Origin of the sequence: Streptomyces sp. NPDC051180, assembly GCF_040689545.1 — a bacterium.
Lineage (GTDB): Bacteria > Actinomycetota > Actinomycetes > Streptomycetales > Streptomycetaceae > Streptomyces.
Genome location: NZ_JBFBBC010000012.1, coordinates 1 through 24680, shown reverse-complemented (window position 1 = coordinate 24680; position 24680 = coordinate 1). Strand labels below are relative to the sequence as shown.

Sequence of the window (24680 nt, the reverse complement as noted above, 5' to 3'; positions counted from 1 at the left end):
CACTTCCCGTTCACCCTCCTCCGTCGACCGCTTCACCTGTTCTGCCTAATTTCGGCCTTACACGGTGCACAGAGCACAGCGATGCACCCACCAAACCGACACACGCCGCCGTAGAACCGTTCAGGACACTCGGTCCGCGACAAGGCGGCTTCTGGAAGGAACACCCGAAAGTGAAGCTTTCGCGCAAGAACGGGCTTCGCGCCTCCGCGATCGGTGCCCTCGTCGTCTCCGGTGCGCTCGTCCTCTCGGCGTGTGGGTCGGACAACAACACGGAGACCCCGACCAAGGACGGCGCCTCCAAGACCACCGCGGCCGCGTCGAACATCGCCTGTGACGGCGCCAAGGGCCAGCTCCTGGCCGCCGGCTCCAGCGCGCAGAAGAACGCGATGGACCTGTGGGTCAAGAACTTCCAGGCCGCGTGCTCGGGCGTCGAGGTGAACTACCAGGCCATCGGCTCCGGCGGCGGCATCACCAAGTTCAACCAGGGCCAGGTCACCTTCGCCGGCTCCGACTCCGCCCTCAAGGACGAAGAGGTCGCCGAGTCCCAGAAGATCTGCAAGGGCGGCAAGGGCATCAACCTGCCGATGGTCGGCGGCCCCATCGCCATCGGCTACAAGCTGGACGGCGTGGACAACCTGGTCCTGGACGCCCCCACCCTCGCCAAGATCTTCGACACGAAGATCACCAAGTGGAACGACCCGGCGATCGCCAAGCTGAACCCGGGCGCCAAGCTCCCCGACACCACCATCCAGGCGTTCCACCGCTCGGACGAGTCGGGCACCACCCAGAACCTGGGCAAGTACCTCTCGGCCACCGCGAAGGCCGACTGGAAGTACGACCCGAAGACGAAGTCGTGGCCCGCCCCGGGCGGCCAGGCCGCCAACGGCTCCTCCGGTGTCGCCACCGCGGTCAAGGACGCCGAGGGCTCCATCGGCTACTTCGAGCTCTCCTACGCCACCGCCAACAAGATCTCCACGGTCAGCGTGAACACCGGTGCCGCCGCCCCGGTCGCCGCCACCACGGAGAACGCCTCGAAGGCCATCGCCGCCGCCAAGGTCAAGGGAACCGGCAGCGACCTGGCCCTCTCCCTCGACTACACGACCAAGGCCGAGGGCGCCTACCCGCTGACCCTGGTCACGTACGAGATCGCCTGCGACAAGGGCAACAAGGCGGAGACCCTGCCGACCCTGAAGGCGTTCCTCACCTACACGGCCAGCGAGGAGGGCCAGAAGGTCCTCTCCGAGGCCGGCTACGCCCCGCTCCCGGCCGAGATCGCGGCCAAGGTCCGCGCGATCGTCCCGACCCTGTCCTGACCCCCGGCCGGGTCCGGTCCTCCCCGGGAGGGCCGGCCCGGCATCCGGTGCACCGCCGCCAGGAGCCCGTACACCCGTCCGGGCCCCGCAGACCGGAGAAGCAGATGGCTACCAGCACACCAGACATACAGAGGAGCCGGCGCGCCAAGAGCGCGTCCCGCCCCGGTGACCGCATCTTCAGCGGTCTGTCCCGAGGCTCCGGCATCACCCTCCTCGTGATCATGGCCGCGATCGCGGTCTTCCTCACCTACCGCGCCGTCCTCGCCATCTCGAAGGACAGCACCAACTTCTTCACCACCTTCGAGTGGAACCCGGCCGCCAACCCGCCGGCCTTCGGCATCGCAGTCCTGGCCTTCGGCACGGTCGTCTCCTCGATCATCGCGATGCTCATCGCCGTACCGGTCGCGATCGGGATCGCGCTGTTCATCTCGCACTACGCCCCGCGCCGGCTGGCCAAGCCGCTCGCGTACGTCGTCGACCTGCTCGCCGCCGTGCCCAGCATCATCTACGGCCTCTGGGGCGCGATCTTCCTGGTCCCGTACCTGGACGGCCTGAACCAGTGGCTCGACCAGTACCTGGGCTGGACGTACATCTTCGACAAGTCCAGCGACGGCGTCGCCCGCAACCTCTTCACCGTGGGCATCCTGCTGGCGATCATGATCCTGCCGATCATCACCAACGTCACCCGCGAGGTCTTCCTCCAGGTCCCCCGGATGCACGAGGAGGCCGCGCTCGCCCTCGGCGCCACGCGCTGGGAGGTCATCCGCATGTCGGTGCTGCCCTTCGGCCGCTCCGGCATCATCTCGGCCTCCATGCTGGGCCTGGGCCGCGCGCTCGGCGAGACCATGGCCGTCGCCGTGGTCCTCTCCCCCAGCTTCCTCATCTCGGGCCACCTGCTCGACCCGGGCGGCGGCACCTTCGCGCAGAACATCGCCGCCAAGTTCAACGAGGCCAACGAGTACGGCCGTGACGCGCTGATCGCCTCCGGTCTCGTCCTCTTCGCCATCACCCTGCTGGTCAACGGCGCCGCCCGCTGGATCATCGGCCGCCGCAAGGAGTACTCGGGGGCCGCGGCATGAGCCACGCCATACAGGATCGTCCGGTCTCGGTGGCCCCGCGCCGCGGGTCCCTCTCCCACGCCCGGCTCCCCCGCTGGACCCCGGCCGCCGTCGCCGCCGGCTCGATCGCCGGAGGCATCGGCATCGGCCTCGCCGCGGGCTGGCACAGCAAGGTCCAGTGGGGCCTGGTCGCCGCACTGCTCTTCGTCCTCGTCACCTTCGCCGTGACCACCAAGGTCGAGGGCAGCCGCCAGGCCAAGGACCGCGTCGCCACCAGCCTCATCTGGGTCTCCTTCGTCCTCGCCGTCGTCCCGCTGCTCTCCCTCGCCTGGGTCACGATCAGCAAGGGCCTCGACGTCCTCGACGGCTACTTCCTGACGCACTCGATGAACGGCGTCCTCGACGCCGAGGCCGGCGGCGGTGTCTACCACGCGCTCCTCGGCACCATCGAGCAGGTCGGCATCGCGACCCTGATCGCCGCCCCGATCGGCCTGCTGACCGCGGTCTACCTCGTCGAGTACGGCGGCGGGAAGCTCGCCCAGGCCGTCACCTTCTTCGTCGACGTCATGACGGGCATCCCGTCGATCGTCGCCGGCCTCTTCGTCCTCGCCACCTGGAACCTGATGCTGGGCTTCGGCCCCTCCGGTTTCGCCGGCGCGATGGCCCTCGCCATCCTGATGATGCCGGTCGTGGTCCGCTCCACCGAGGAGATGCTCAAGCTCGTCCCGAACGAGCTCCGCGAGGCTTCCCTCGCCCTCGGCATCCCCAAGTGGCGCACCATCCTGAAGGTGGTCCTGCCCACCGCGATCGGCGGCATCACCACGGGCGTCATGCTCGCGATCGCCCGCATCACCGGTGAGACGGCCCCCGTCCTGCTCCTCGTGTTCGGTACGAAGCTCATCAACCCGAACCCCTTCGAAGGCGCGCAGTCCTCCCTGCCGCTCTACGTCTACGAGCAGTTCGCGGTCGGCACCGACGCCGCGATGGCCCGTGCGTGGGGTGCCGCGCTCGTCCTGATCGCCTTCGTCATGATCCTCAACCTGGTGGCCCGCGGCATAGCCCGCTGGAAGGCCCCGAAGACCGGCCGCTGACCGCGGCAATAGGAAGTGATTCACATGGCCAAGCGCATCGACGTCAGCGGCCTCTCCGCCTACTACGGCGCCCACAAGGCGATCGACGACATCTCGATGACCGTCGAGCCCCGCTCCGTGACGGCCTTCATCGGCCCGTCCGGCTGCGGCAAGTCCACCTTCCTGCGCACCCTGAACCGGATGCACGAGGTCACCCCCGGCGGCCGCGTCGAGGGCAAGGTGATGCTGGACGACGAGAACCTGTACGGCACGAACGTCGACCCGGTCGCCGTGCGCCGCACGGTCGGCATGGTCTTCCAGCGACCCAACCCCTTCCCCACCATGTCGATCTTCGACAACGTGGCGGCGGGCCTCCGGCTCAGCGGCGGCTACAAGAAGTCCCAGCTGAACGACATCGTCGAGCGGTCCCTCAAGGGCGCCAACCTCTGGAACGAGGTCAAGGACCGCCTGAACAAGCCGGGCTCCGGCCTCTCCGGCGGCCAGCAGCAGCGCCTCTGCATCGCGCGCGCCATCGCCGTCGAGCCGGACGTCCTGCTCATGGACGAGCCGTGCTCGGCCCTCGACCCGATCTCCACCCTCGCCATCGAGGACCTGATCGGGGAGCTGAAGGAGCGCTTCACGATCGTCATCGTGACGCACAACATGCAGCAGGCCGCCCGCGTCTCGGACCGCACCGCCTTCTTCAACCTGGCGGCGGTCGGCCAGCCCGGCAAGCTCATCGAGCTGGACGACACCGAGCGCATCTTCTCCAACCCGAGCGTCCAGGCGACCGAGGACTACATCTCCGGCCGCTTCGGCTAGACCGCTCGCCCCAGAGCCGTCATACGGTGCTGCATGGCGGTGCCACCGTGATGACGAAGGGCCCGGCTCCCCCTCGGGGGAGCCGGGCCCGTCCTCGTGCGCGGGGTCCGTCAGCCGAAGACCAGCTGGACCACGTAGTAGCTCAGCGCGGCGACGAGCGCCGCCGCCGGCATCGTGATGAACCAGCCGAGGATGATGTTCTTGGCGACGCCCCAGCGGACCGCGTTGACCCGCTTCGTGGCGCCGACGCCCATGATCGCGGAGGTGATGACGTGGGTGGTCGAGATCGGCGCGTGGAAGAGGAACGCCGAGCCGAACATGATCGACGCACCGGTCGTCTCCGCCGCGAAGCCCTGCGGCGGGTCGAGCTCGATGATCTTGCGGCCGAGGGTCCGCATGATGCGCCAGCCGCCCGCGTACGTACCGAGCGAGAGCATCACGGCACAGGCGATCTTCACCCAGACCGGGATGTCGTCGCCGGCCTGCTGCACGTCGGCGATGACCAGGGCCATCACCACGATGCCCATCGTCTTCTGCGCGTCCTGCAGACCGTGACCGAGCGCCATGCCCGCCGCCGACACCGTCTGGGCGATCCGGAAACCGCGCTTGGCCTTGTGCGGGTTGGCCTTGCGGAACATCCACAGGATCGCGCACATCACCAGATAGCCGACGACGAGGCCGACCACCGGCGAGACGAACATCGGGATGACGACCTTGTCGAGGACGCCTCCCCAGATCACCTCGGTGCCGCCGGCCAGCGCCGCGCCCACCATGCCGCCGAAGAGGGCGTGCGAGGAGGAGGACGGCAGACCGAAGTACCAGGTGACGAGGTTCCAGATGATCGCGCCGACGAGCGCGGCGAAGAGGATGCCCATCCCCTTGTCGCCGGTCGGGGTCTCGATGAGCCCCTCGCTGACCGTCTTGGCGACCCCGCTGCCCATGAAGGCACCGGCGAGGTTCATGACCGCCGCCATCGCGAGCGCGGCCCGGGGGGTCAGAGCCCGGGTCGACACCGAGGTGGCGATGGCGTTGGCGGAGTCGTGAAAGCCGTTCGTATACGTGAAGCCGAGCGCGACACCGATGGTCACGATCAGAGCGAAGGTGTCCACGAAGCCTCAGGACTCCTTGACCGCGATGGTCTCCACCGTGTTGGCGACGTGCTCGAACGCGTCGGCCGCCTCCTCCAGTACGTCCACGACCTGCTTGAGCTTCAGCACCTCGATGGCGTCGTACTTGCCGTTGAAGAGCTGGGCGAGCAGCTTCCGGTGGATCTGGTCCGCCTGGTTCTCCAGCCGATTGACCTCGATCCAGTACTCGGTGAGGTTGGCCATCGTCCGGAGGTTCGGCATGGCCTCGGCGGTCAGCTCGGCCGCCCGGGCCAGGACCTCGATCTGCTGCTCGACACCCTTGGGGAGCTCTTCGATGTTGTAGAGGACGACCAGGTCGACGGCCTCTTCCATGAAGTCCATGATGTCGTCGAGGGACGACGCGAGGGAGTAGATGTCCTCGCGGTCGAACGGCGTGATGAACGAGGAGTTCAGCTGGTGGAAGATCGCGTGGGTGGCGTCGTCGCCGGCGTGCTCCGCTGCCCGCATCCGCTCCGCGATCTCGGCCCGGGCGGAAGGCTCCGCTCCGAGCAGTTCCATCAGGAGCTTGGAGCCCGTGACGATGTTGTCCGCGGACGCGGCGAACATGTCGTAGAAGCTCGTCTCCCTGGGGGTCAGACGAAATCGCACGTGAGGTCCTCGGGGTGCTGGGTTTCGGTCAGGCTGATGCTAGGCGCATCATCCGGCCACGGCTAACCGGCGTCCTCTCAGTGTCGCCCATCAGGCACAGTGATCTGCACGGGCCCCCGCCCGCTTCGGCGGGGATCGGTACCATATACCCACGAGGGGTATACACCCCCTTTCTGGACAACGGGAGGACGCGATGACGACCACCGAGGCGGACCAGGTCACCCCCGACACCGTCGAGACTGTCGAGCCGGCCGACCACGACCACGGCGTGCACGGCTACCACAAGCAGAAGGACGAGCACCTCAAGCGGCTCCGCCGCATCGAGGGCCAGATCCGCGGCCTGCAGCGGATGGTCGACGAGGACGTCTACTGCATCGACATACTCACCCAGGTGTCGGCGTCGACGAAGGCGCTGCAGTCCTTCGCCCTCCAGCTCCTGGAGGAGCACCTGCGGCACTGCGTCGCGGACGCGGCGGCCAAGGGCGGCGACGGGATCGACGCCCGGGTCGAGGAGGCCACCAAGGCCATCGCCCGCATGATGCGGACCTGATCCGGCCGGCGGGGCCGTACCGTCAGAGGTCCTGTACGGCCCGTTCGGCCGCGACCCGCAGGACCTCGTCGATCCGGTCCGCGCTGAGCCGCTCCCCGACCGCGGCCGAGGCCGCGATGATCAGCTCGCCGCACAGTTCGATCTCGGCGAGGGCGACGCAGTCCGGATCTGCGGTCACGGTTGCTGTACCGGGCGGGGCCACGCGCATCCACCTCTTCCTGCCGGCGTCGTCTCCCAGCGGTCTCCCAGCGTAGGGACGGGGCCACGCACCGCGCATGACACGTCCGGACCATTTGCCGATGGTCCGCGCCTTCGTCCGGCCCGGGTCAGGTCTCGATCTTTCCGGCGTAGATGTGCCGCCGGTCCGGCAGCGTCACCTCCACCGCGGCGCCGAAGCCGTACAGCAGGGTGGTCGACGCGACCGCGACCGTACGGCCCTGGTTGCTGAAGCTGAACTGGTGGCGGACCTTCCGCAGCCGCCCCTCCGCGTCCAGGTACGCGTCGAACGGCACCGAGTCGTCGGCGAACCCTTTCGCCGCCGCGGCGAGCGCCCCGCGCAGCTGCGGCGAGGCCGCCCGGGCCGCGGCGGCGATGTCGGCGACCCCCCGGTAGTGGCCGACTTTCACCCCTGCCAGCTCGACCTCGCCGACGAAGACGACCTCCCGGGCGCCCCGCAGCAGCTCGGCCGCGGCGCCGGGGTCGGTGGCGCCGCCCGTCACCAGGTTCCCGTCGTCGAGGGTGGTGGTGTCGACGCGGACCCACTTGTCCGCCGGCACTCCGGCCCCCCGGTTCTTCATGTAGAGCGCGCCCGGCGTGAGCAGCTCGGTGATCGGCCGGTGCTCGCTCGCGCCGGCCGCGTCCCTCGGCAGCACCACCCGGAGCCGCCCGGTGCGGCGCCGGAAGTCGTAGCCCCCCTCGCCCCGGATGGTGACCCGGGTACCGCCCGACGCCATCTCCATCGAGGTGCTCGCCTTGGAGGTGCCGGCCCTCGCCAGCGCGTCGGCCGCGCTCCGCACGGTCAGGACCGGATCACCGGCGGGCTTCGGGTCCTGCGACGCCGCGCACCCGGAGACCGCCGCGGTGGAGGCGAGGCTGCCGACCAGGGCGGCGGTGACGGCCAGCGCCCCGCTCCTGCGGCCCCGCGGACGCCCGTACGACTGCACCGCCATCGCCTGCCAACCCCCCACACCGCACCGCCGTCCGCCCGGGATCCGCCCTCCCCGGCAGCCGCGCGCCCGGGGAGCACCCGATCCGGATAACGACGGCCCGGACGACCCGTCACGCGCAGTACGGTGGTCGCGTGCACGCGCAGGCCACTCCCCACACGACGACCACGACGGAGCGCGGCTCGTTCGCGCTGGCACGGTGCAGCTGCGGCTGGACCGGCCCGGCCCGCAGATCCCGCGACCGCGCCCGCACGGACGCCGCGGAACACTCCCGCACCGACGAGGACCGGAGCCCCGACCCGAACTAGGGGGTGCCTTGTCGATCAGGCCGCGAGGTCGTTGCGGCCGGTGGCGGGCGGGCCGCCGAGCCGGGACTCGGGGATGTCGACCGCCTCGGGGCGGCGCGGATCACCTGCCCTGCGCGAGCGGACCAGCCGGACGCCGGTGGCGGAGCGGCCGACCGCGGCGACGACCGGGGTGAGCAGCGCGAGCGCGAGCGGGGCGAGGAGCAGCGCCACCGCCGTGCCGAGCGCGAACCCGCCGATCACGTCGGTCGGGTAGTGGACGCCCATGTAGACGCGGGCGAAGCCCTCGGCGAGGGCGAGGCCGATCGCGGCGAGGCCGAAGCGGCGGTGGGCGACGAAGAGACCGACGCCGAGCGCCATCGCCAGCGTGGCGTGGTCGCTGACGAACGAGAAGTCCGTCTTCCCCTCGATCAGGACCTCCAGGCCCTGGTGGTCCCTGAAGGGCCGCGGGCGTTCCACGAAGCCGCGGATGGGGATGTTGACCAGGAGCGCGATCCCGGCCGCCAGCGGGGCCCAGACCAGCGCGGCGACGGCCGCCACGGAGTCGGCGTGGGTGCCGCGCCGGCGGACGCTCCACCAGCACCACAGCACGACGAGGACCATCGCGAGCACGATGCCGTACTCGCCGACGAACTCCATGACGCGGTCGAACCACGGCGGAGCGTCCTTCGCCAGTCCGTTGATGTCGTAGAGCAGGCTGACATCGGGGTTCGAACCGTCCGATGCGAGTACAGCCATCTCCTGCGGCCCCTTGCTCTCGTGTCTGTCGTCCAACCCCCGTGGTCAGAGTGGTCGGATCGGGGAACGAACCGCCTGAGGCGCACGTTCCGCTCGCTCCGGTGGATCATGAGGACGTTACCGAAGAGTGACGGTTCTCCGCAGCTCAGGGCCACTGCATGACGGAGAGTTCCGGCCATGTCCCCTACGCCCCGAAGGCCCCCGGAAGGCGCCCGACGGCCCGTCTGCCCCCGTTACGCCTGCGGCGGATGGGTCGGCAGCGCCGCCGCCCCCTCCGCCGTGACCCGGGTCGCGCCGAAGTAGTCCGGGGTGTCGATCCGGTCGAAGCGGATCACCGCCCCGGTCCGCGGCGCGTCGATCATGTACCCGCCGCCGACGTAGATGCCGACGTGCCGGATGGCCCGGGAGTTGGTCAGGTCGTCCGAGAAGAAGACCAGGTCCCCCGGGAGCAGCTCCTCGCGCGAGGGGTGCGGCCCGGCGTTGTACTGGTCGTTGGCGACGCGCGGCAGCCGGATGCCGACGGCCTCGTACGACGCCTGCGTCAGCCCGGAGCAGTCGAACCGGCCGTTCTGCGCCGCCGTGCCCGTCCCGCCCCACAGGTACGGCGTGCCGAGCTTCCCCTGCGCGTAGTGGATCGCGCCCGCCGCCAGCCGGGAGGGGTCCACCCGCCCCACCGGGCGCGCGAAGCTCTTCTCCAGGGACCGGATGATCCGCACGTAGTTCCGGGTCTCGCTGATCGGCGGCACCCCGCCGTGCTTGATGACCCGGTACGCGCCCGCGTTGTACGCGGCCAGCATGTTGTTCGCCGGATCCCCCGGCACGTCCTTCACATAGCCGGCGAGTTCGCAGTCGTACGAGGCCGCCGACGGGATCGCGTCCTTCGGGTCCCAGATGTCCCGGTCCCCGTCCCCGTCCCCGTCCACCCCGTGACCGGCCCAGGTGCCCGGGATGAACTGGGCGATGCCCCGGGCGTCCGCGGACGAGACCGCCCTCGGGTTCCAGCCGCTCTCCTGGTACAGCTGCGCCGCCAGCAGCGCCGGGTTGATGGCGGGACAGAGATTGCCCCAGCGCTGCACGAGACCCTGGTAGAGCGCGGGCACCGAACCCTTGGCCAGCGCCACGGTGCCGTTCACGGAACTGCCCGCCCCGCCCGCGAGACCGGCCGCCGCCGAGTACGTGCCGATGACGAGCAGGGCGAGGAAGGAGAGACAGACTCCGAAGGCCCCGCCGGCCACCAGCCACGCCTTGCCAGCCCTACGCACCGTCAACCACCCCTCGGCTCATGGCAGTACGCCCCGACGGCCCAGTCTAGGCGGCGAGGACCCCGGAGGGGACGTTGCGCGACCCCCCGGTCACGCGGCGCGCCCGTTCAACCGCCGCAGTGGCTTGAACGCACGCCCCGGACACCCCGCCGACTAACCTTTTCCGATGCAGTCCCGCAGCCCCGCGCTCGGCACCCGCGAGCGCATCGTCGTCGCCGCCTCGCGCCTCATCCGGCGCCAGGGGTACGCAGGCACGGGCATCAAGCGGATCGCCCAGGAGGCGAACGCCACCCTCGGCTCCGTCTACCACTTCTTCCCCGGCGGCAAGGAAGCCGTCGCCGTCGCCGCACTCGCCCACGGCCGCGAGGAGTTCGCCGCCCTGCTGCGCGCCGCCCTCGACGGCCGGACCGACCCCGCCGACGCCGTCGACGCCTGCGCCCGCCTGCTCGCCCGCGAACTCCACGCCTCCGACTGGACGGACGGCTGCCCCGTCACCGCCGCCGCCCTGGAGACCCTCGGCTCCGACAACGCCATCCGGCGGGCCTGCGCCGACGCCCTGTACTCCTGGCGCAACCTCGTCGCCGACCGGCTCCACGACTGCGGCCTGCCCGCCCCCCAGGCCCGCGACCTCGCCGCCACCGTCGTCCACACCCTCACCGGCGCCCAGGCGACCGCCCAGGTCACCCGCAGCGAGGAGCCCCTGATCCTGGCGGGCCGTCACCTCGCGCGCCTCGTCGGCTCGTACGCCTGACGCCGCCCCAAGAGTGCAACAACGACAATCATTGCCCGGAGTCACCCTCCGTGATACACAGAGTGACCATACGCTTCTTCACGCGGAAACCGGCCACACCACCGCAGGTCAAGACGGTCAGACCGGTCAAGTGTGCGGGGATCGGGTAAAGAGAGCCGTCAAGCCGTCACACGTGGGCGGTTTCATCAGCGAAGATAGGGCGATGACCCATGCCGTCCGGCAGGGGCAGATAACTACCCAACAGGGGCGGTGAGTTACATGTACCTGGCGGCCGAAAAGGGCGACATCACCACCATCATCGGTGGAATCGCCCCGAACTGGGGACCTTTCGGGAGCCTGGGCAACGAAGCCAAGGTGATGATCGAGGTCGTGATGGCCGTGGCCATCCTGCTCTGCCTCGGCATCGCCATCTGGGGAGCGGCCAAACAGCGCATCGGCGCGACCGCACTCCGCGACACGTTCAGCGCGGAACAGGGCAAGGGCCTCATCGTCGCCGGCCTGACCGGCGTCTTCATCATCGGATCACTCGGGACGCTGTTCACCATCGTGTACGGCATGGCCGTCTGATAGCCCGTCGGACCCCATCCACCCGAGGCCAGCTGATGTCGCGTTCCCTGATGCCCAGCCATGTTGCAGCACTGTCGTACCCGCGAACGAGTGAGGGGGCGTACCCGGCATGAGTCCCGGCGACGAGCACGACAGCTTCGGCGGCGTGGGCGGCTCGGGCCAGACCCGGACCCGCCTGCCCGAGGGCAACAGCGGCGACGTCTACGGCGGCGCCCGCCGCCCCGTCCGCAGCTCCCGCTCCCTCCTCACGGTCGTGGGCGTGGTGGTCGTCCTCGTCGGCGCCATCGCCCTCGCCAACCGCGGCGGCGGCGACCCCGCCGACGCCGCCGGCCCCCGCGCCGGCACCCCCGGCGACTCCGCCCCCACCGCCGCCACCGGCGTCCGCCCCGTCTCCGGCAAGAACGGCCGAATCCCGACCGGCTACGCCCACGACGACCAGGGCGCCCAAAGCGCCGCCACCAACTACGCGGTGGCGCTGGGGTCGGCGGAGATGTTCCAGGACGGCCCCCGTGAGGACATCGTCCGCGCCATCCACGACCCCGCCGTCGTCGACGACCTGCTGAAGCGGCTGGACGCGTCGTACTCGGCCGGCCTCATGGCCGACATCGGACTCGACGAGACCGGCCTCGCGCCGTCCGGCATGACGTTCGTGTCCCGCACCGTCCCCGTCGGCGCCAAGGTCCTCGACTACACCGAGACCTCCGCGACGGTCGAGGTCTGGTGCACCGGCCTGGTCGGCCTCGCCGGCGCGGGCTCCACCCGCCCCGTCACGTCCACCTGGTTCACCATCACGGAGAAGCTCACGTGGGTCGGGGGCGACTGGCGCGTCCAGTCCTCCAGCCAGAAGGAGGGCCCGACCCCGGTCAACGGCGACAACCGCGCCTCCGTCGCCGACGAGATCGCCGGGGCCGTCGAGGGATACGGAGGGTTCACCTATGCCCGCTAGCCGAAGCCTGGTGGGGCGCGCGACGACCGCCCTCACCGCCGCCTTCCTCTCCGTTCCCCTACTGCTCGCCTCCGACGCCCAGGCGGCTCCCACGCCGACCCCGACCGCCCCGACACCCACCCCCACCCCGACCAGCAACGAGTGCGCCCTCATCGTGGGGCAGGCGAGGGAACTCTGCGAGAAGGGCCAGACCGGCGGAGCCGGCAAGGCTCCGCTCACCGATCCCACCAGCGCCCTGGACCCCCTGTCCTCCCTCGCCCGGGGCTGCGCGGACGCGGCCGTCGCCACCATCGACTACCTCTCGAAAGCGGTGAAGGAGACCGCCGACGTCGACTTCACCAACACGGAGTTCCTCGGCCGGTACGCCATCGTCTTCGCCGCCTCCACCGTCCTCACCCTCCTCCTCTGGCTGCTCGCCGTGGCGAAGCGGGCCGTGCGGGGCGTGCCGCTGACGGTCGCGCTGTCGGAGGCCATCGGGTTCCTGTGGCTGACGGTGCTGGCCTCCGCGTTCACGCCGCTGATCCTCTACACCGTGGTGAACGCCACCGACGCCGTCACCGAGGTCATCGCCTCGGGCACCGGCCAGCAGACCGACATCTTCTTCGGCAGCTTCAAGCAGGCCCTGCAGAAGGGCGACAGCATCGGTGGCGGCCCCATCATGCTGATCATCGTGTCGCTGGTGACCGTCCTCGCCGCCGGCGTGCTGTACCTGGAGCTGTTCCTCCGCGCCGTGATGCTCTACGTCGGCGCGCTCCTCGGCGTCGTCGTGTACTCGGGCCTCGTCGACAAGAACATGTGGGGCCACGTCCGCCGCTGGGCGGGCATCATGATCGCGGTGATCCTGGTGAAGCCGATCATCGTGATCGTCCTCGGCCTGGCGGGGGCGCTCTCCTCGGGCACCGGCCCGGACTCGTTCTCCGCCGTCGTCTCCGGCCTCGCGATCATCCTCCTCGCCATCTTCGCCTCCGCGATGATCTACCGCTTCGTGCCCGGCTTCGGCGACGAGATCGCCGCCTCCCGCAACAACCGCCTCCACCGCGCGGGCGAGAACGCGGCCGCCGCCGTCATCTCCTCCCCCGCCTCCCTCGTCTCCCAGGGCATCAAGACCCACAGCACCCGCGACAGCGGCGGAGGCGGCGGCTCCCAGGGCTCCGCCCCCCGCCCCGCCAACCCCCTGTCCGGCGGCATGGCCGCCCACAGCAGCCGCGGCGGTGGCGGCACCGGCGGCGCCACGCCCCCGCCCCGTAGCAGCAGTCCCACCACGGGCACTCCGCACAGCAACCGCAAGAACTCTGGAGGTGCAGGGCGTTGACGACCCAGTCCCAGCCGGTCGCGCCCCGCCGCACGTATCTCGTGGGCCGCGCCCGGCCGAACGCGATCGTCGGCAAGAACCGCGAGACCGGCGAGATCGCCCTGATCATCGTCGGCGCCTTCCTCGGCATGATGAGCGGACTCCTCGTCCCCCTGCTCCCCCTGCGGATCGCCCTGCTCGCCGGCCTGCCGATGATCGCGATCGCGGCCGTGTACCTCCCGTACAAGCACCGCACGTTCTACAAGTGGTTCGAGATCAACCGCAGCTACAAGCGGATGCTGAAGCGCGGCACGGCCTACCGCTCCGTCGTCGTCGAGGCCGGCACCCGCCTGGACGGCCGCGAGGTCGAGGTCGGCCCGCCGCCCGGCATCGGCCGGGTCGGCTGGCTCGCCGCCCCCTTCGGCCCGGACGAGATCGCCGTCCTGCTGCACGCCGACCGCCGCACGGTCACCGCCGCCATCGAGATCGAGGGCCCCGGCGTCGGCCTGCGCGACAGCGAGGACCAGGAGGCCCTGGTCGACCGGTTCGGCACCCTCCTGAAGCACGTCGCCAACGGCGACGGCTTCGTGACCCGCCTCCAGATGCTGGCCCGCACCCTCCCCGCCGACCCCGACGCCCACGCCAAGGACGTCGGCCAGCGCGGCGACCCGCACGCGCCCGCGTGGCTCCAGGAGTCCTACGACCAGCTCCAGTCCATGGTCTCCACCTCCAGCGAGCAGCACCGGGCCTACCTCGTCGCCTGCATGCACTACACGCGCGAACTCGCCGCCGAGGCCAACGCCATGGCCCGCGCCGCCCGGCACGCCTCCGGCGCCCGCAAGCTCGACCGCGACGCCGGCCTCGCCGTCGTCATGGCCCGCGAGCTCACCGACATCTGCGCCCGCCTCGCCGAGGCCGACATCCGCGTGCGCCAGCCCCTGGGCCAGTCACGGCTGGCCTCCCTCGTGCACTCCATGTACGACCCGGACCACCCCATCGACCACATCCAGGCCATGACCAAGCGCAACGCCTGGCCGGCCGAACTCGACGCGATGGAACCGACGTACCTCCAGGCCAAGACCCGCGAGTCCTCCACCCGCGCCCCCTGGTGCCACGCCACGGCCTGGGTGAAGGAGTGGCCGATGACCCCGGTCGGCGTCAACTTCCTCGCCCCGCTCCTCGTCCACACCCCGGACGTCATCCGCACGGTCGCCGTGACCATGGACCTGGAGCCCACCGAGGTCGCCATCGAGCGCATGCTCACCGAGAAGACCAACGACGAGGCCGACGCCAGCCGCGCCGCCAAGATGAACCGCACGGTCGACCCCCGTGACATCGCCGCCCACGGCCGGCTCGACCAGCGGGGTGAAGATCTCGCCAGCGGCGCTGCCGGAGTGAACCTCGTCGGGTACATCACGGTGTCGTCGCGTTCGCCCGAGGCCCTCGCCCGGGACAAGCGCACGATCAGGGCCTCCGCCGGCAAGTCGTACCTGAAGCTGGAGTGGTGCGACCGCGAGCACCACCGGGCCTTTGTGAACACCTTGCCGTTCGCGACCGGCATCCGCCGCTAAGGCCGAAGGGGCACCGACCGATGCGAGATCCGCTGTCCGTCCTCACCGACGCCTTCACCTCCTTCCTCTTCGGGAAGGTGGAGACGACCCGCCTGCCCGTCCGCACCTCCACCGGCCAGGCCCAGGCGGTCTACCTGCCGACCGCCGCCCCCGGCCTCGGCGACTCCGGCGTCATCATCGGCCGCGAGGTCTACAGCGGGAAGGGCTACATCTACGACCCGTTCCAGCTGTACGGGCAGCAGCTCCCCGCCCCGCACTGGCTCGTCCTCGGCGAGTCCGGCAACGGCAAGTCGGCCCTGGAGAAGACGTACGTGCTCCGCCAGCTCCGCTTCCGGGACCGGCAGGTCGTCGTCCTCGACGCGCAGGGCGAGGACGGCGTCGGCGAGTGGAACCTCATCGCGCAGGAGCTGGGGATAACTCCCATCCGGCTCGACCCGATGGTCGCCAACGACTCCGGCATCCGCCTCAACCCCCTCGACCCCTCGATCACCACGACCGGCCAGCTCGCCCTGCTCCGGACGATCATCGAGGTGGCGATGGGCCACGGCCTCGACGAGCGGTCCGGCTTCGCGCTCAAGGTCGCCCACGCCTACGTCATCGCGCACAGGACCGACCGGCAGCCGATCCTCACCGACATCGTCGAGCAGCTCCGCCACCCCAAGGCCGAATCGGCGGAGTCGATGAACGTCGACATAGACGACGTACGGGCCTGGGGCCTGGACGTCGCCCTCGTCCTCGACCGCCTCGTCGACGGCGACCTGCGGGGCATGTTCGACGGTCCGACGACCGTCGGCATCGACCTCGACGCGCCCCTGATCGTCTTCGACCTCTCCCACATCGACCGCAACTCGATCGCCATGCCGATCCTCATGGCGATCGTCGGGGTCTGGCTGGAGCACACCTGGATCCGCCCCGACCGGAAGAAGCGCATCTTCCTCGTCGAGGAGGCATGGCACATCATCAACAGCCCCTTCGTGGCCCAGCTGTTCCAGCGCCTGCTCAAGTTCGGCCGCCGCCTCGGCCTGAGCTTCGTCGCCGTCGTCCACCACCTCTCCGACGTCGTCGACGGAGCGGCGGCCAAGGAGGCCGCGGCGATCCTCAAGATGGCCTCCACCCGGACCATCTACGCCCAGAAGGCCGACGAGGCACGGAACACGGGGCGGGTCCTCGGCCTGCCGCGCTGGGCGGTCGAGATCATCCCGACGCTCACCCCCGGCATCGCCGTCTGGGACGTCAACGGCAACGTGCAGGTGGTCAAGCACCTGATCACCGAACGGGAACGCCCGCTCGTCTACACCGACCGCGCCATGACCGAGGCGTCGGACCCGTCCGTCGACCCGGAACTGGAATGGGAGACCGAACAGCGCGCCCTCCTCGTCGAGCGGCAGATGAACGGCTCCTCGCAGTCGACGGTGGCGTAGGTGGAACCGGCACGGAAGGGAGGAGGAGGCGTCTCCGACGGGCTGCTGCTCGGCCTCTTCGGCCTCCTCCTCTGCCTCACCGTCCTGGTGTGGACGGCGACCGGCCTCGCCGGTCTGTTCGCCCACGGCGCCTGGCCGCAGGGGGTCGCCTTCACCGGCACCCCCTCGGCGCTCCGCTCCCTCGCCACCGCGCCGACCGACCTTGCCGCGGCCTGGCCGGCCACGCCGCCGGACCACCTCTCGGGGTACGGGCTCTTCTGGGGCATCCTCATCGGCGAGGCGATGATCCTCATGGTCCTCGCGGTCTTCGCCCTCGGCACCCTCGCCCGCTGGCGCGCCGTCCGCGCCCACCGCACGGCGGGCGCCTACGGCCGTCAGGCACCGCACGCCCACCCGGGCCCGGCCCCGGCCCCCGCGGCCACCCCGGGCCCGATACACGAGACCGCGCCCGACCCCGCACGAGAACCGGACCCCACACCGGTACGGGAAACCCCGCAGCACCCCCAGAAGCCACAGGCCCCGCAGAACCCGCTGAACCAGCAGAACCCGCTCCAGGAACACGCCCGGGCCGCGCAAGCCCCCCGGGCGCCGCTCCAGGAGACCGCGCCCGTACGGGAGACGCCGACCGTCCCCGTCCCCACCCCGGCGCCGCCCCGCGGCCACCTCACCGCCCCCGCCGCGGCGCCGGCGCGCACCGTCTACGGCCCCCCGGCGGACCGCCGCCCCGCCGCCGTCCAGGCGATCCGGGACGCCGAGGGCCCCGTCCTGGTCGTCACGTCCGACCCCGTCGTGTGGTCGTCGACCAAGGACGCGCGCGCCAAGCTCGGCCCGGTCCTCGTCCACGACACCGGACACCTCTGCGACACACCGGCCCGGCTGCACTGGTCTCCGTCGGAGCGGTGCGAGGACCCGGAGACCGCCCAGGAGCGCGCGGTCGCCCTGCTGGCCCCCGTACGCCCCCGCGCACGGCTGGACGCGGCCACCGCGGACACCGCGGAAACGCTCCTGCGCTGCTGGCTCCACGCCGCCGCCGTCGACGGCCGCCCCTTCCGCCAGGTCCTCCGCTGGGCCCAGGGCGCCGGCGCCCACGAACCCGTACGGATCCTCCGCAGCCACCCCAAGGCCGCCTCCGGCCACGCCGGACTCCTGGAGTCCGCCCTGACCGCCCACCCGGAAAGCCGCCGTCTCGCACAGGAACTGACGGCCCGTGCGCTCGCCGCGCTCTCCTCGGTCCACATCCGGGAGGCGTGCACCCCGAATCGAACGGATTCGCTGGCACTCGCATCTTTCGCCGCCGAAGGGGGCACCCTCTACGTGGTGGGCGAGGCGATCGAGGACCCCCGCACCCACCCCGGCGCGATGCCGCTCCTCACGGCCCTCGCCGCAAGCGTGGTCGAGCACGGCCGCCGCATGGCCGCACGGTCATCCGACGGTCGGCTCGACCCACCAATGACCCTCGTCCTCGACGACGTCGCGGCCGTGGCCCCGCTCCCCCGCCTCCCGGAGCTCCTCGCCGGCGGCCACACCCAGGGCCTCCCGACCCTGGCCCTCATGCGCTCCCCCGAGCAGGCCCGCTCGCGCTGGCCCGAGACCTCCCCCAGCCGCTGAACGACCGCCCGGGAGGGCGGCTCAGCCGACCGGGCGCAGCAGCTCGTACTCGCACTCGTTCTCGATCTCGCTGCCGTGCAGGCCGACCCGCACCCCGGTGTCCGCGAACCCGAGCCGCCGGTACGCCGCCTGGGCCCGCACGTTCTCGGAGTGCACGTACAGCCGCACCCGCTCGGTCCGCCACCCCTCCAGCGACCAGGACCACTCCGCGGCCGCCGCGAACAGGGCGTCGATCACCCCGGAACCCCGCGCCTCGTCCCGCACGAACACCCCGACCACATGCGTCTGCTCCACCTCCGGGACGTCCCCGAAGAGCGACTCCGTCGCGGCCCGCTCCACCAGCACCGACACGGTGCCCACCCACCGCCCGTCGGCGTCCTCCGCGACGAACTGGCGCACGGCGCCGGGACCCTCCTCCGAGGCGCCCACCGTCCGCTCCCGCCAGAAGGAGTCCGGGCGCCCGACCGCCACCTCGTACGTCTCCAGGAACGCCAGGTGCGCGACGGGATCCCGCAGGGCGGCCAGCCGAAGCTCCCTGGCCTGCTCCCACTCGTCGGGGCGGATGACACGAATCGCATAGTCCATGGCCCGATCCTGACGACGACACACCTCCCCTGACAAGGGCTTTTCCCCCGTCGTACCCGGGTACTACGCCCCCGCCGCAGCCCCCGACCACGGTCGGACGAACCCCCGGCGCCGCCTCCCTACCGTCGGAGACATGATCCGAGCAGAGAACCTCACCAAGCGGTACGGCGACACCACCGTCGTCCACGACCTCGGCTTCACGGTCCGCCCCGGCACCGTCACCGGCTTCCTCGGCCCCAACGGCGCCGGCAAGTCCACCACCCTCCGCATGCTCCTCGGCCTCGACGCCCCGACCCGCGGCCACGCCACCGTCGACGGCCGCGCCTACGCCGGCCACCCCGCCCCGCTCACCCGCGTCGGCGCCCTCCTCGAAGCCCGCTCCGTCCACCCCGGCCGCTCCGCCTTCCACCACCTCATGGCCCTCGCCCACACCCACGGCATCCCCCGCGCCCGCGTGGACCGCGTCCTCGCCCTCACCGGCCTCACCCAGGTCGCCCGCACACGCGTCAAGGGCTTCTCCCTCGGCATGGGCCAGCGCCTCGGCATCGCCGCCGCGCTCCTCGGCGACCCCGCCACCGTCGTCCTCGACGAACCGGTCAACGGCCTCGACCCCGAGGGCGTCCTCTGGATCCGCACCCTCCTCAGGTCCCTCGCCGCCGAAGGCCGCACCATCCTCGTCTCCTCGCACCTCATGAGCGAGATGGCCCTCACCGCCGACCACCTGATCGTCATCGGCAAGGGCCGTCTCCTCGCCGACACCACCGTCGAGGAGCTCGTACGGTCCGCGGGCGGCGCCGCCGTCAAGGTCGTCACCCCCGAACCGGACCGGCTGCGGAACCTCCTCCCCGGCGCCCGGATCACCGCCGAGGCCCCCGACACCCTCCTCGTCACCGGGCCCGACGCCCCCGAGATCGGCCGCACCGCCGCCGCCCACGGCCTCCCCCTGCACGAACTGACCCCCAGGACCCCCTCCCTGGAGGAGGCGTTCATGGCCCTCACCCACGACTCCGTCGAGTACCAGGGAGCCCCCGCATGACCACCCCCGCCACCCCCTACCGCCTCTCCACCCCCCGCGTCCTGCGCTCGGAGTGGCACAAGCTGTGGACCGTCCGCTCCACCTGGGCGACCGTCCTCACCGCCGCCGCGATCGTCCTCGGCGTCGGCGTCCTCATGGGCGCCACCTACACCTCCGACGGCGGCGACTCCGACGTCGACACCGTCGTCCTCACCCTCTACGGCTCCCAACTGGGCGCCATCGCCCTCGCCGTCCTCGGCATCCTCGTCACCGCCGGCGAGTACGCGACCGGCATGATCAGCGCCACCCTCACCGCCGTCCCCCGGCGCCTCCCCGTCCTCGGCGCGAAGGCCGCCGTCTACGGCGCCGTCGTGTTCGCGGTCTCCCTCGCCACCGCCCTGCTGACCTTCCTCACCGCCCAGTCCTTCCTCTCGGACACCGACCAGGCCGCCTCCCTCACCGACGACGGCGTCCTCACCGCCCTCGCCGGCAACGCCGCCGGCATCACCCTCCTCGGCCTGATCGCCCTCGGCCTCGGCGCCGCCCTCCGCTCCGTCCCCGGCGCCATCGGCGCCTACGTCGGCGGCGTCCTGGTCGTCCCGGAGATCCTCGGCGCACTCCCGTACGAGACGGTGGACACGGCCGTCCGGTACTTCCCCACCCAGGCCGCCGGCGCCCTCGGCTCCGCGACCCCCCTGCCCGGAGCCGCCTCCCCCGGAGCCGCCCTGCTCGCCCTGCTCCTGTGGGCCGCCGCGGCGCTCGCCGTCCCCGCGCTGTTGCTCAAGCGCCGGGACGTATGAGGATGATGACGGCGTGACCACGGAGGAGACACCGCAGCCCACCGGCACGACCGGCCCGAGCCGGCAGGTCCAGCGCCTGATCGCCCGGGTCCGGGACTTCGACGCCCGCCGCCCGCGCCTCTGGGACGCCACGCTCACCGCCGGGTGGACCGTGGCCGCGCTCGTCGACGCGGCCGGCGGCTGGCGCACCACCGCCCACGACCCGGGAGTCCCGACCTGGCTCGTCGTCGCCCTGAGCCTGGCCCTGTCCCTCCCGCTCTTCTGGCGCCGCAGTCACCCCACGACCGCCCTGGCGGTGATGGCCGCCGCGGCCTTCGTCAGCGAGGCGTCCGGCGCCTCCCTCCAGGCCGCCTACCTCCAGACGCTCCCGCTCTTCCACATCGTGCTCAGCCGGCCCACCCGCACCCTGCTCCTGTCCCTCGCCCTGACCCCGCCCCCGCTCATCGCGAGCGCGATCCGCTTCCCCTCCGGCAGCTGGGACCAACGCGTCCTCCCCACCCTGTGGGCGTACGCCCTGGTCGAACTCCTCGGCATCGTGGTCCGGTCCCGCCGCGAGCACACCGCCGGCCTCGTCGACCGCGCCCGCCGCCTGGAGATCGAACGCGACCAGGAGGTCCGGCTCGCCGCCGCCGCCGAACGCACCCGCATCGCCCGCGAGATGCACGACATCGTCGGCCACCACCTCTCCGTCATCACCGGCCTCGCCGACGGCGGCCGGTACGCCGCCGCGAGGAACCCCGAGCGCGCCACCCAGGCCCTCGACGCCATCGGCACGACGGGCCGCGAGGCCCTCACCGAACTCCGCCGCCTCCTCGGCGTCCTGCGCGACGACGACCAGGAGGCCGCCCGCGACCCCCAACCCACCCTGGCCGACCTGGACACCCTGATCACGGGCGTACGCAAGGCAGGTCTGCCGGTCCACCTGCACGCACCCACCCCCGCGACCGCGCCTCCGCTCCCCCCGGGAGCCCAGCTGACGATCTACCGCGTCGTGCAGGAGGCCCTGACGAACACCCTGAAGCACGCGGGCACGGGGGCGACGGCACGGGTCACCCTCACGTACACCCCCCAGGAGACACGGACGGAGATCACGGACGACGGCACCGCCAGGGCAACGCCCGGGCAGGGCCAGGGACTCGTCGGAATGCGCGAACGCGCGGCCCTCTACGACGGCACACTCGAAACCGGCCCCCTGCCGACCGGCGGCTGGGCCGTCACGCTCCGACTCCCCCGGGAAGGCTCCCCCTCGTGACGACCGTTCTCATCGCGGACGACCAGCCGATGCAGCGCTTCGGCTTCCGCATGCTGCTCGAAAGCCAGGACGACATGACGGTCGTCGGCGAGGCGTCGAACGGCACCGAGGCGATCCGCCTGGTCGACCGCCACCACCCCGACGTCGTCCTCATGGACATCCGGATGCCCGGCCTGGACGGCATCGAGGCGACCCGCCGCGTCGTCGCCACCGGCGCCCGCACCCGGATCCTCATCGTGACGACCTTCGACCTCGACGAGTACGCCTACGACGGCCTCCGCGCCGGCGCCAGCGGCTTCCTGGTCAAGGACGCCCAGCCGGAGGAACTCCTCGCCGGCATCCGCGCCGTGGCCGCCGGCGACGCCGTCGTCGCACCGAGCCTCACCCGCCGCCTCCTGGACGCCTACATCCACCATCTCCCGCCCTCGACGCCCGAACCGCCGGCACGCGAGGAAGACCCCCGCCTCGCCTCCCTCACCGACCGGGAACGCGAGATCCTCACGGTCATCGGCAAGGGCTGGAGCAACACGGAGATCGCCGAACGCCTCCACCTCGCAGAGTCCACCGTCAAGACCCACGTGGGCCGCGTCCTCGCCAAGACCGGTACCCGCGACCGCGTCCAGGCCGTCATCCTCGCCTACGACACCGGCCTCACCACCCCGGCCTCCTGACCCCGGCCCCTCAGCTCCCCGTCACGGCGTCCACCCACACCGCCGTCCGGGGGTCCGTACCGTCGAGCCGCGTGTCCGTCAGATCAGCGCGGGTGAAGTTCGTCCGGGTCAGGTTCGCGGCGGGCAGCTTCTTCGCCTTGTCCTGGCCGAGGTCGGCGCCGCCGAGCCACGCGCCGGTCAGATCGGCGTCCGTGAGGTCCGCCCCGGACAGCTCCGCGTCCACGAGGCTGACGCCCGTTCCGCCCGCCTCGGAGTCGAGGGTGGCACCGCTCAGATCCGCGCTGGTGAGATCCGCGCCCTCGAAGTCGGCACCGTCCCACCACACGTTCGCCATGTCGGCCTCGACGAACGCCGATTCCCCGAAGCGGCCCCTGCTCAGAATGGCCCCGCGCAGCGTCGCACGGTTGAACCACACGTTCTCGAACTCCCCGCTCAACTGGGCGAACGTGAGGTCGGCACCCCGGAAGTCGGCGTCGGTGAAGTTCCCGTCCGTGAAGTCCGCCCCCACCAGATAGGCCCGGCGCAGATCCATGACCGCCTCCCCCTCCACCCCCGGCGGACGCGCCCCCAGCACGTTCAGAGCCGCCTGCACGTCCTCGGCCGGCTTCGTCTCGGCGTCCTTGTGCGCGGCCTCGACCTTGGCCTTCGACGGCGTCCTGGCCTTGTCCCGCACATAGGCGCACAGGATCTCGACGATCGCGGGCTGCTCCCGCGGCGACTCCTTCATGATCCGCTGCAAGGCGTAGATGCTGCTGATCCGGACGTTCACGGAGTCGTCGCCCAGGTTGCCGACGGTGTCGGTATAGCTCGACGCCATCTGGTCCCGCTCGGCGACCCTCAGGGTGTCCCGCGCCTGGCTGATCGTCATCGCCGTGAGCGCCAGCGCCAGCAGCGCCGGAACGGTCGGCAGCGCCGTCGCGATCGCCGTGTACCGCTGCCAGCGCCCGGCCTCCGCCGACGCGGTCCCCGGCGCCGAAGGGCCCGGCCCGGCCGGCGGGGGCGGCACCGGAGCGAGGAGTGCCGCGTCGAGCAGCGCCAGCCACCGCGACGCGTGCAGCCGGTCCTGAAGCTGCGCGAGCAGCCGTACGAGCCCGGGCAGCGCGACCGGCACCCCTTCCCGCAGCACCCGCCCCGAAGCCTCGTGCAGCGTCACGGCGACACGCCCTCCGTGCTCCTCGAACTCCGCCCGCCGCTCGGCATCGGCCGGCGTCCCGCACCGGGCGAAGTCCCGCAGGGACGAACGCAGTTCGGCCACCGCCTCATCGAGCACGGACGCCTCGGGAGCGGGCGTACGAAGGGCCTCACGGCATGCGGCGAGAGCCACCGCACACGCCGCCAGCGGCGGCTCCTGCCGCGCCCACGCCGCGAAGTCCCGCAGGGCGGCCCGCCGGATCCACCACGCACCGACGACGAGCGCCACGGCGACCCCGAACGCGAACCCGGCCTCCGCCCCGGACCACCAGGGAACGAACTCCGCCTCACAGCCCCGCAGGACGGACCACCCCATGCAGTCCTCACTGCCGTCGACGAACCCCCGCTCGCCCAGCAGCGCCGCGAACCCCTGATCCGGGCCCGGGAACCAGTACCCGGGCCCGAACTCGACGTCGCTGTAGGTCACCACCCAGGTCCCCAAGAAGAGGCCGCCGATCCCCAGCAGCCCCGGTACGAGCACGGCCCACACCTGTCGGCCCCACAGCAGCACCCGCGTCGCCCGGTCCGCCTCCACCAGCCGGGCCAGCAGTTCCCCCGGCGACAGCGCACTCGGTACACCCTGATGCCGGCGCAGAGCCACCACGGCCCGCACCACGGGCCTCAGCTCTTCGGGTCTCCCCCGCACCAGCCGGCCGGGCACCAGCGGTATCCGGCGCCCCGTCCGCCGGTGCGGATCCCGATAGGACGCCGCTCCCGCCACACCCCGCCAGAGCAGCACGATCACCAGACCGGTGACGCACACCCCCAGCACGGCCCGGACCCAGTCGTTCCAGGACGCGAAATCCACCGCTGCGTTCCCCCCGGCTCTCGCACCTTCCCCAGAACGCAAAAATGCCTCAACCCCCGGACAGTGTCCAGGGGTTGAGGCTAAAGATTGTTCGGCGGCGTCCTACTCTCCCACAGGGTCCCCCCTGCAGTACCATCGGCGCTGAAAGGCTTAGCTTCCGGGTTCGGAATGTAACCGGGCGTT

At 71.6% G+C, this 24680-nt stretch carries 25 protein-coding genes and 1 rRNA gene; 17 read left to right on the top strand and 9 right to left on the bottom strand.

Going from position 1 to position 24680, the window contains the following annotated elements:
- The first annotated feature begins 170 nt into the window (after positions 1–170).
- The 4 genes from pstS to pstB all read left to right on the top strand — a co-directional run bounded on the left by pstS (position 171) and on the right by pstB (position 4263).
- Positions 171–1313, top strand: coding sequence for a phosphate ABC transporter substrate-binding protein PstS (gene pstS / locus AB0424_RS21645; protein ID WP_366307794.1), 1143 nt, complete (start codon positions 171–173; stop codon positions 1311–1313).
- Between the two features lie 104 nt (positions 1314–1417).
- Positions 1418–2392, top strand: coding sequence for a phosphate ABC transporter permease subunit PstC (pstC, locus tag AB0424_RS21640; RefSeq protein ID WP_366307792.1), 975 nt, complete (start codon positions 1418–1420; stop codon positions 2390–2392).
- Complete coding sequence (pstA, locus tag AB0424_RS21635; RefSeq protein ID WP_366307790.1) at positions 2389–3462, top strand: phosphate ABC transporter permease PstA; 1074 nt, start codon at positions 2389–2391, stop codon at positions 3460–3462. The genes pstC and pstA overlap by 4 nt, the downstream gene beginning before the upstream one ends.
- A 24-nt stretch (positions 3463–3486) precedes the next feature.
- Complete coding sequence (gene pstB / locus AB0424_RS21630) at positions 3487–4263, top strand: phosphate ABC transporter ATP-binding protein PstB (protein WP_366307788.1); 777 nt, start codon at positions 3487–3489, stop codon at positions 4261–4263.
- A 110-nt stretch (positions 4264–4373) separates the two neighbouring features.
- On the opposite strand, the gene AB0424_RS21625 is transcribed toward pstB, so the two are convergent.
- Both AB0424_RS21625 and AB0424_RS21620 read right to left on the bottom strand, forming a co-directional pair.
- Entirely contained in the window at positions 4374–5372 is a 999-nt protein-coding gene (locus AB0424_RS21625; protein ID WP_366307786.1) for an inorganic phosphate transporter, read from the bottom strand.
- Between the two features lie 6 nt (positions 5373–5378).
- Positions 5379–5999 carry a DUF47 family protein gene (locus tag AB0424_RS21620; protein ID WP_033203812.1) on the bottom strand — a complete coding sequence of 207 codons (621 nt, stop codon included), beginning with the start codon at positions 5997–5999 and terminating at the stop codon, positions 5379–5381.
- 193 nt (positions 6000–6192) lie between these two features.
- On the opposite strand from AB0424_RS21620, the gene AB0424_RS21615 reads away from it, so the two are divergent.
- Positions 6193–6549, top strand: coding sequence for a metal-sensitive transcriptional regulator (locus AB0424_RS21615; RefSeq protein WP_366307783.1), 357 nt, complete (start codon positions 6193–6195; stop codon positions 6547–6549).
- 22 nt (positions 6550–6571) lie between these two features.
- Here AB0424_RS21615 and AB0424_RS21610 read toward each other — a convergent pair whose 3' ends face one another.
- Complete coding sequence (locus AB0424_RS21610; RefSeq protein WP_366307781.1) at positions 6572–6757, bottom strand: hypothetical protein; 186 nt, start codon at positions 6755–6757, stop codon at positions 6572–6574.
- A gap of 118 nt (positions 6758–6875) precedes the next feature.
- A complete protein-coding gene (locus AB0424_RS21605) occupies positions 6876–7718 on the bottom strand; it encodes a hypothetical protein (protein ID WP_366307779.1) in 843 nt (280 codons plus the stop codon).
- A 131-nt stretch (positions 7719–7849) separates the two neighbouring features.
- On the opposite strand from AB0424_RS21605, the gene AB0424_RS21600 reads away from it, so the two are divergent.
- Complete coding sequence (locus tag AB0424_RS21600; protein WP_366307777.1) at positions 7850–8023, top strand: hypothetical protein; 174 nt, start codon at positions 7850–7852, stop codon at positions 8021–8023.
- A 15-nt stretch (positions 8024–8038) separates the two neighbouring features.
- Here the strand turns inward: AB0424_RS21600 and AB0424_RS21595 are convergent, their stop codons facing one another.
- Both AB0424_RS21595 and AB0424_RS21590 read right to left on the bottom strand, forming a co-directional pair.
- Positions 8039–8758: a phosphatase PAP2 family protein gene (locus tag AB0424_RS21595; RefSeq protein ID WP_366307775.1), complete on the bottom strand. Its 720-nt coding sequence runs from the start codon at positions 8756–8758 to the stop codon at positions 8039–8041.
- A 233-nt stretch (positions 8759–8991) separates the two neighbouring features.
- Positions 8992–10026, bottom strand: a complete 1035-nt coding sequence (locus AB0424_RS21590; RefSeq protein WP_366307773.1) for a bifunctional lytic transglycosylase/C40 family peptidase — start codon at positions 10024–10026, stop codon at positions 8992–8994.
- A 160-nt stretch (positions 10027–10186) separates the two neighbouring features.
- Here AB0424_RS21590 and AB0424_RS21585 point away from each other — a divergent pair, with 160 nt between their 5' ends.
- The 7 genes from AB0424_RS21585 (at position 10187) to AB0424_RS21555 (ending at position 18175) form a co-directional block, all read left to right on the top strand.
- Positions 10187–10771 (top strand): TetR/AcrR family transcriptional regulator, encoded by a 585-nt coding sequence (locus AB0424_RS21585; protein ID WP_366307771.1) that lies wholly within the window; start codon positions 10187–10189, stop codon positions 10769–10771.
- A 258-nt stretch (positions 10772–11029) separates the two neighbouring features.
- The gene (locus AB0424_RS21580) at positions 11030–11338 is read left to right on the top strand and encodes a hypothetical protein (protein WP_024757447.1); all 309 of its coding nucleotides are present in this window, start codon (positions 11030–11032) and stop codon (positions 11336–11338) included.
- A gap of 109 nt (positions 11339–11447) precedes the next feature.
- Positions 11448–12284, top strand: a complete 837-nt coding sequence (locus tag AB0424_RS21575; protein ID WP_366307769.1) for a hypothetical protein — start codon at positions 11448–11450, stop codon at positions 12282–12284.
- Positions 12274–13596: a hypothetical protein gene (locus AB0424_RS21570; RefSeq protein WP_366307767.1), complete on the top strand. Its 1323-nt coding sequence runs from the start codon at positions 12274–12276 to the stop codon at positions 13594–13596. Before AB0424_RS21575 ends, AB0424_RS21570 begins: the two co-directional genes overlap by 11 nt.
- The gene (locus tag AB0424_RS21565; protein ID WP_033203824.1) at positions 13593–15146 is read left to right on the top strand and encodes an SCO6880 family protein; all 1554 of its coding nucleotides are present in this window, start codon (positions 13593–13595) and stop codon (positions 15144–15146) included. Before AB0424_RS21570 ends, AB0424_RS21565 begins: the two co-directional genes overlap by 4 nt.
- A 20-nt stretch (positions 15147–15166) precedes the next feature.
- Entirely contained in the window at positions 15167–16567 is a 1401-nt protein-coding gene (locus AB0424_RS21560; protein WP_366307765.1) for an ATP-binding protein, read from the top strand.
- Positions 16568–18175: a type VI secretion protein gene (locus tag AB0424_RS21555; RefSeq protein WP_366307763.1), complete on the top strand. Its 1608-nt coding sequence runs from the start codon at positions 16568–16570 to the stop codon at positions 18173–18175.
- A gap of 21 nt (positions 18176–18196) precedes the next feature.
- On the opposite strand, the gene AB0424_RS21550 is transcribed toward AB0424_RS21555, so the two are convergent.
- Positions 18197–18760, bottom strand: a complete 564-nt coding sequence (locus tag AB0424_RS21550) for a GNAT family N-acetyltransferase (RefSeq protein ID WP_366307761.1) — start codon at positions 18758–18760, stop codon at positions 18197–18199.
- A 133-nt stretch (positions 18761–18893) separates the two neighbouring features.
- Here AB0424_RS21550 and AB0424_RS21545 point away from each other — a divergent pair, with 133 nt between their 5' ends.
- From AB0424_RS21545 to AB0424_RS21530, 4 genes are read left to right on the top strand one after another with little or no spacing between them, the layout of a single operon-like run.
- Positions 18894–19796, top strand: coding sequence for an ATP-binding cassette domain-containing protein (locus tag AB0424_RS21545; protein ID WP_366307759.1), 903 nt, complete (start codon positions 18894–18896; stop codon positions 19794–19796).
- Entirely contained in the window at positions 19793–20575 is a 783-nt protein-coding gene (locus AB0424_RS21540; protein ID WP_366307757.1) for an ABC transporter permease, read from the top strand. Before AB0424_RS21545 ends, AB0424_RS21540 begins: the two co-directional genes overlap by 4 nt.
- 13 nt (positions 20576–20588) lie before the next feature.
- Positions 20589–21827, top strand: a complete 1239-nt coding sequence (locus AB0424_RS21535) for a histidine kinase (protein ID WP_366307755.1) — start codon at positions 20589–20591, stop codon at positions 21825–21827.
- A complete protein-coding gene (locus tag AB0424_RS21530) occupies positions 21824–22498 on the top strand; it encodes a response regulator transcription factor (protein WP_366307753.1) in 675 nt (224 codons plus the stop codon). The genes AB0424_RS21535 and AB0424_RS21530 overlap by 4 nt, the downstream gene beginning before the upstream one ends.
- 10 nt (positions 22499–22508) lie before the next feature.
- On the opposite strand, the gene AB0424_RS21525 is transcribed toward AB0424_RS21530, so the two are convergent.
- Both AB0424_RS21525 and rrf read right to left on the bottom strand, forming a co-directional pair.
- Positions 22509–24497 (bottom strand): pentapeptide repeat-containing protein, encoded by a 1989-nt coding sequence (locus AB0424_RS21525; protein ID WP_366307751.1) that lies wholly within the window; start codon positions 24495–24497, stop codon positions 22509–22511.
- Positions 24498–24586: 89 nt separating this feature from the next.
- A 5S ribosomal RNA gene (rrf, locus tag AB0424_RS21520) occupies positions 24587–24680 on the bottom strand; the annotation flags it as partial.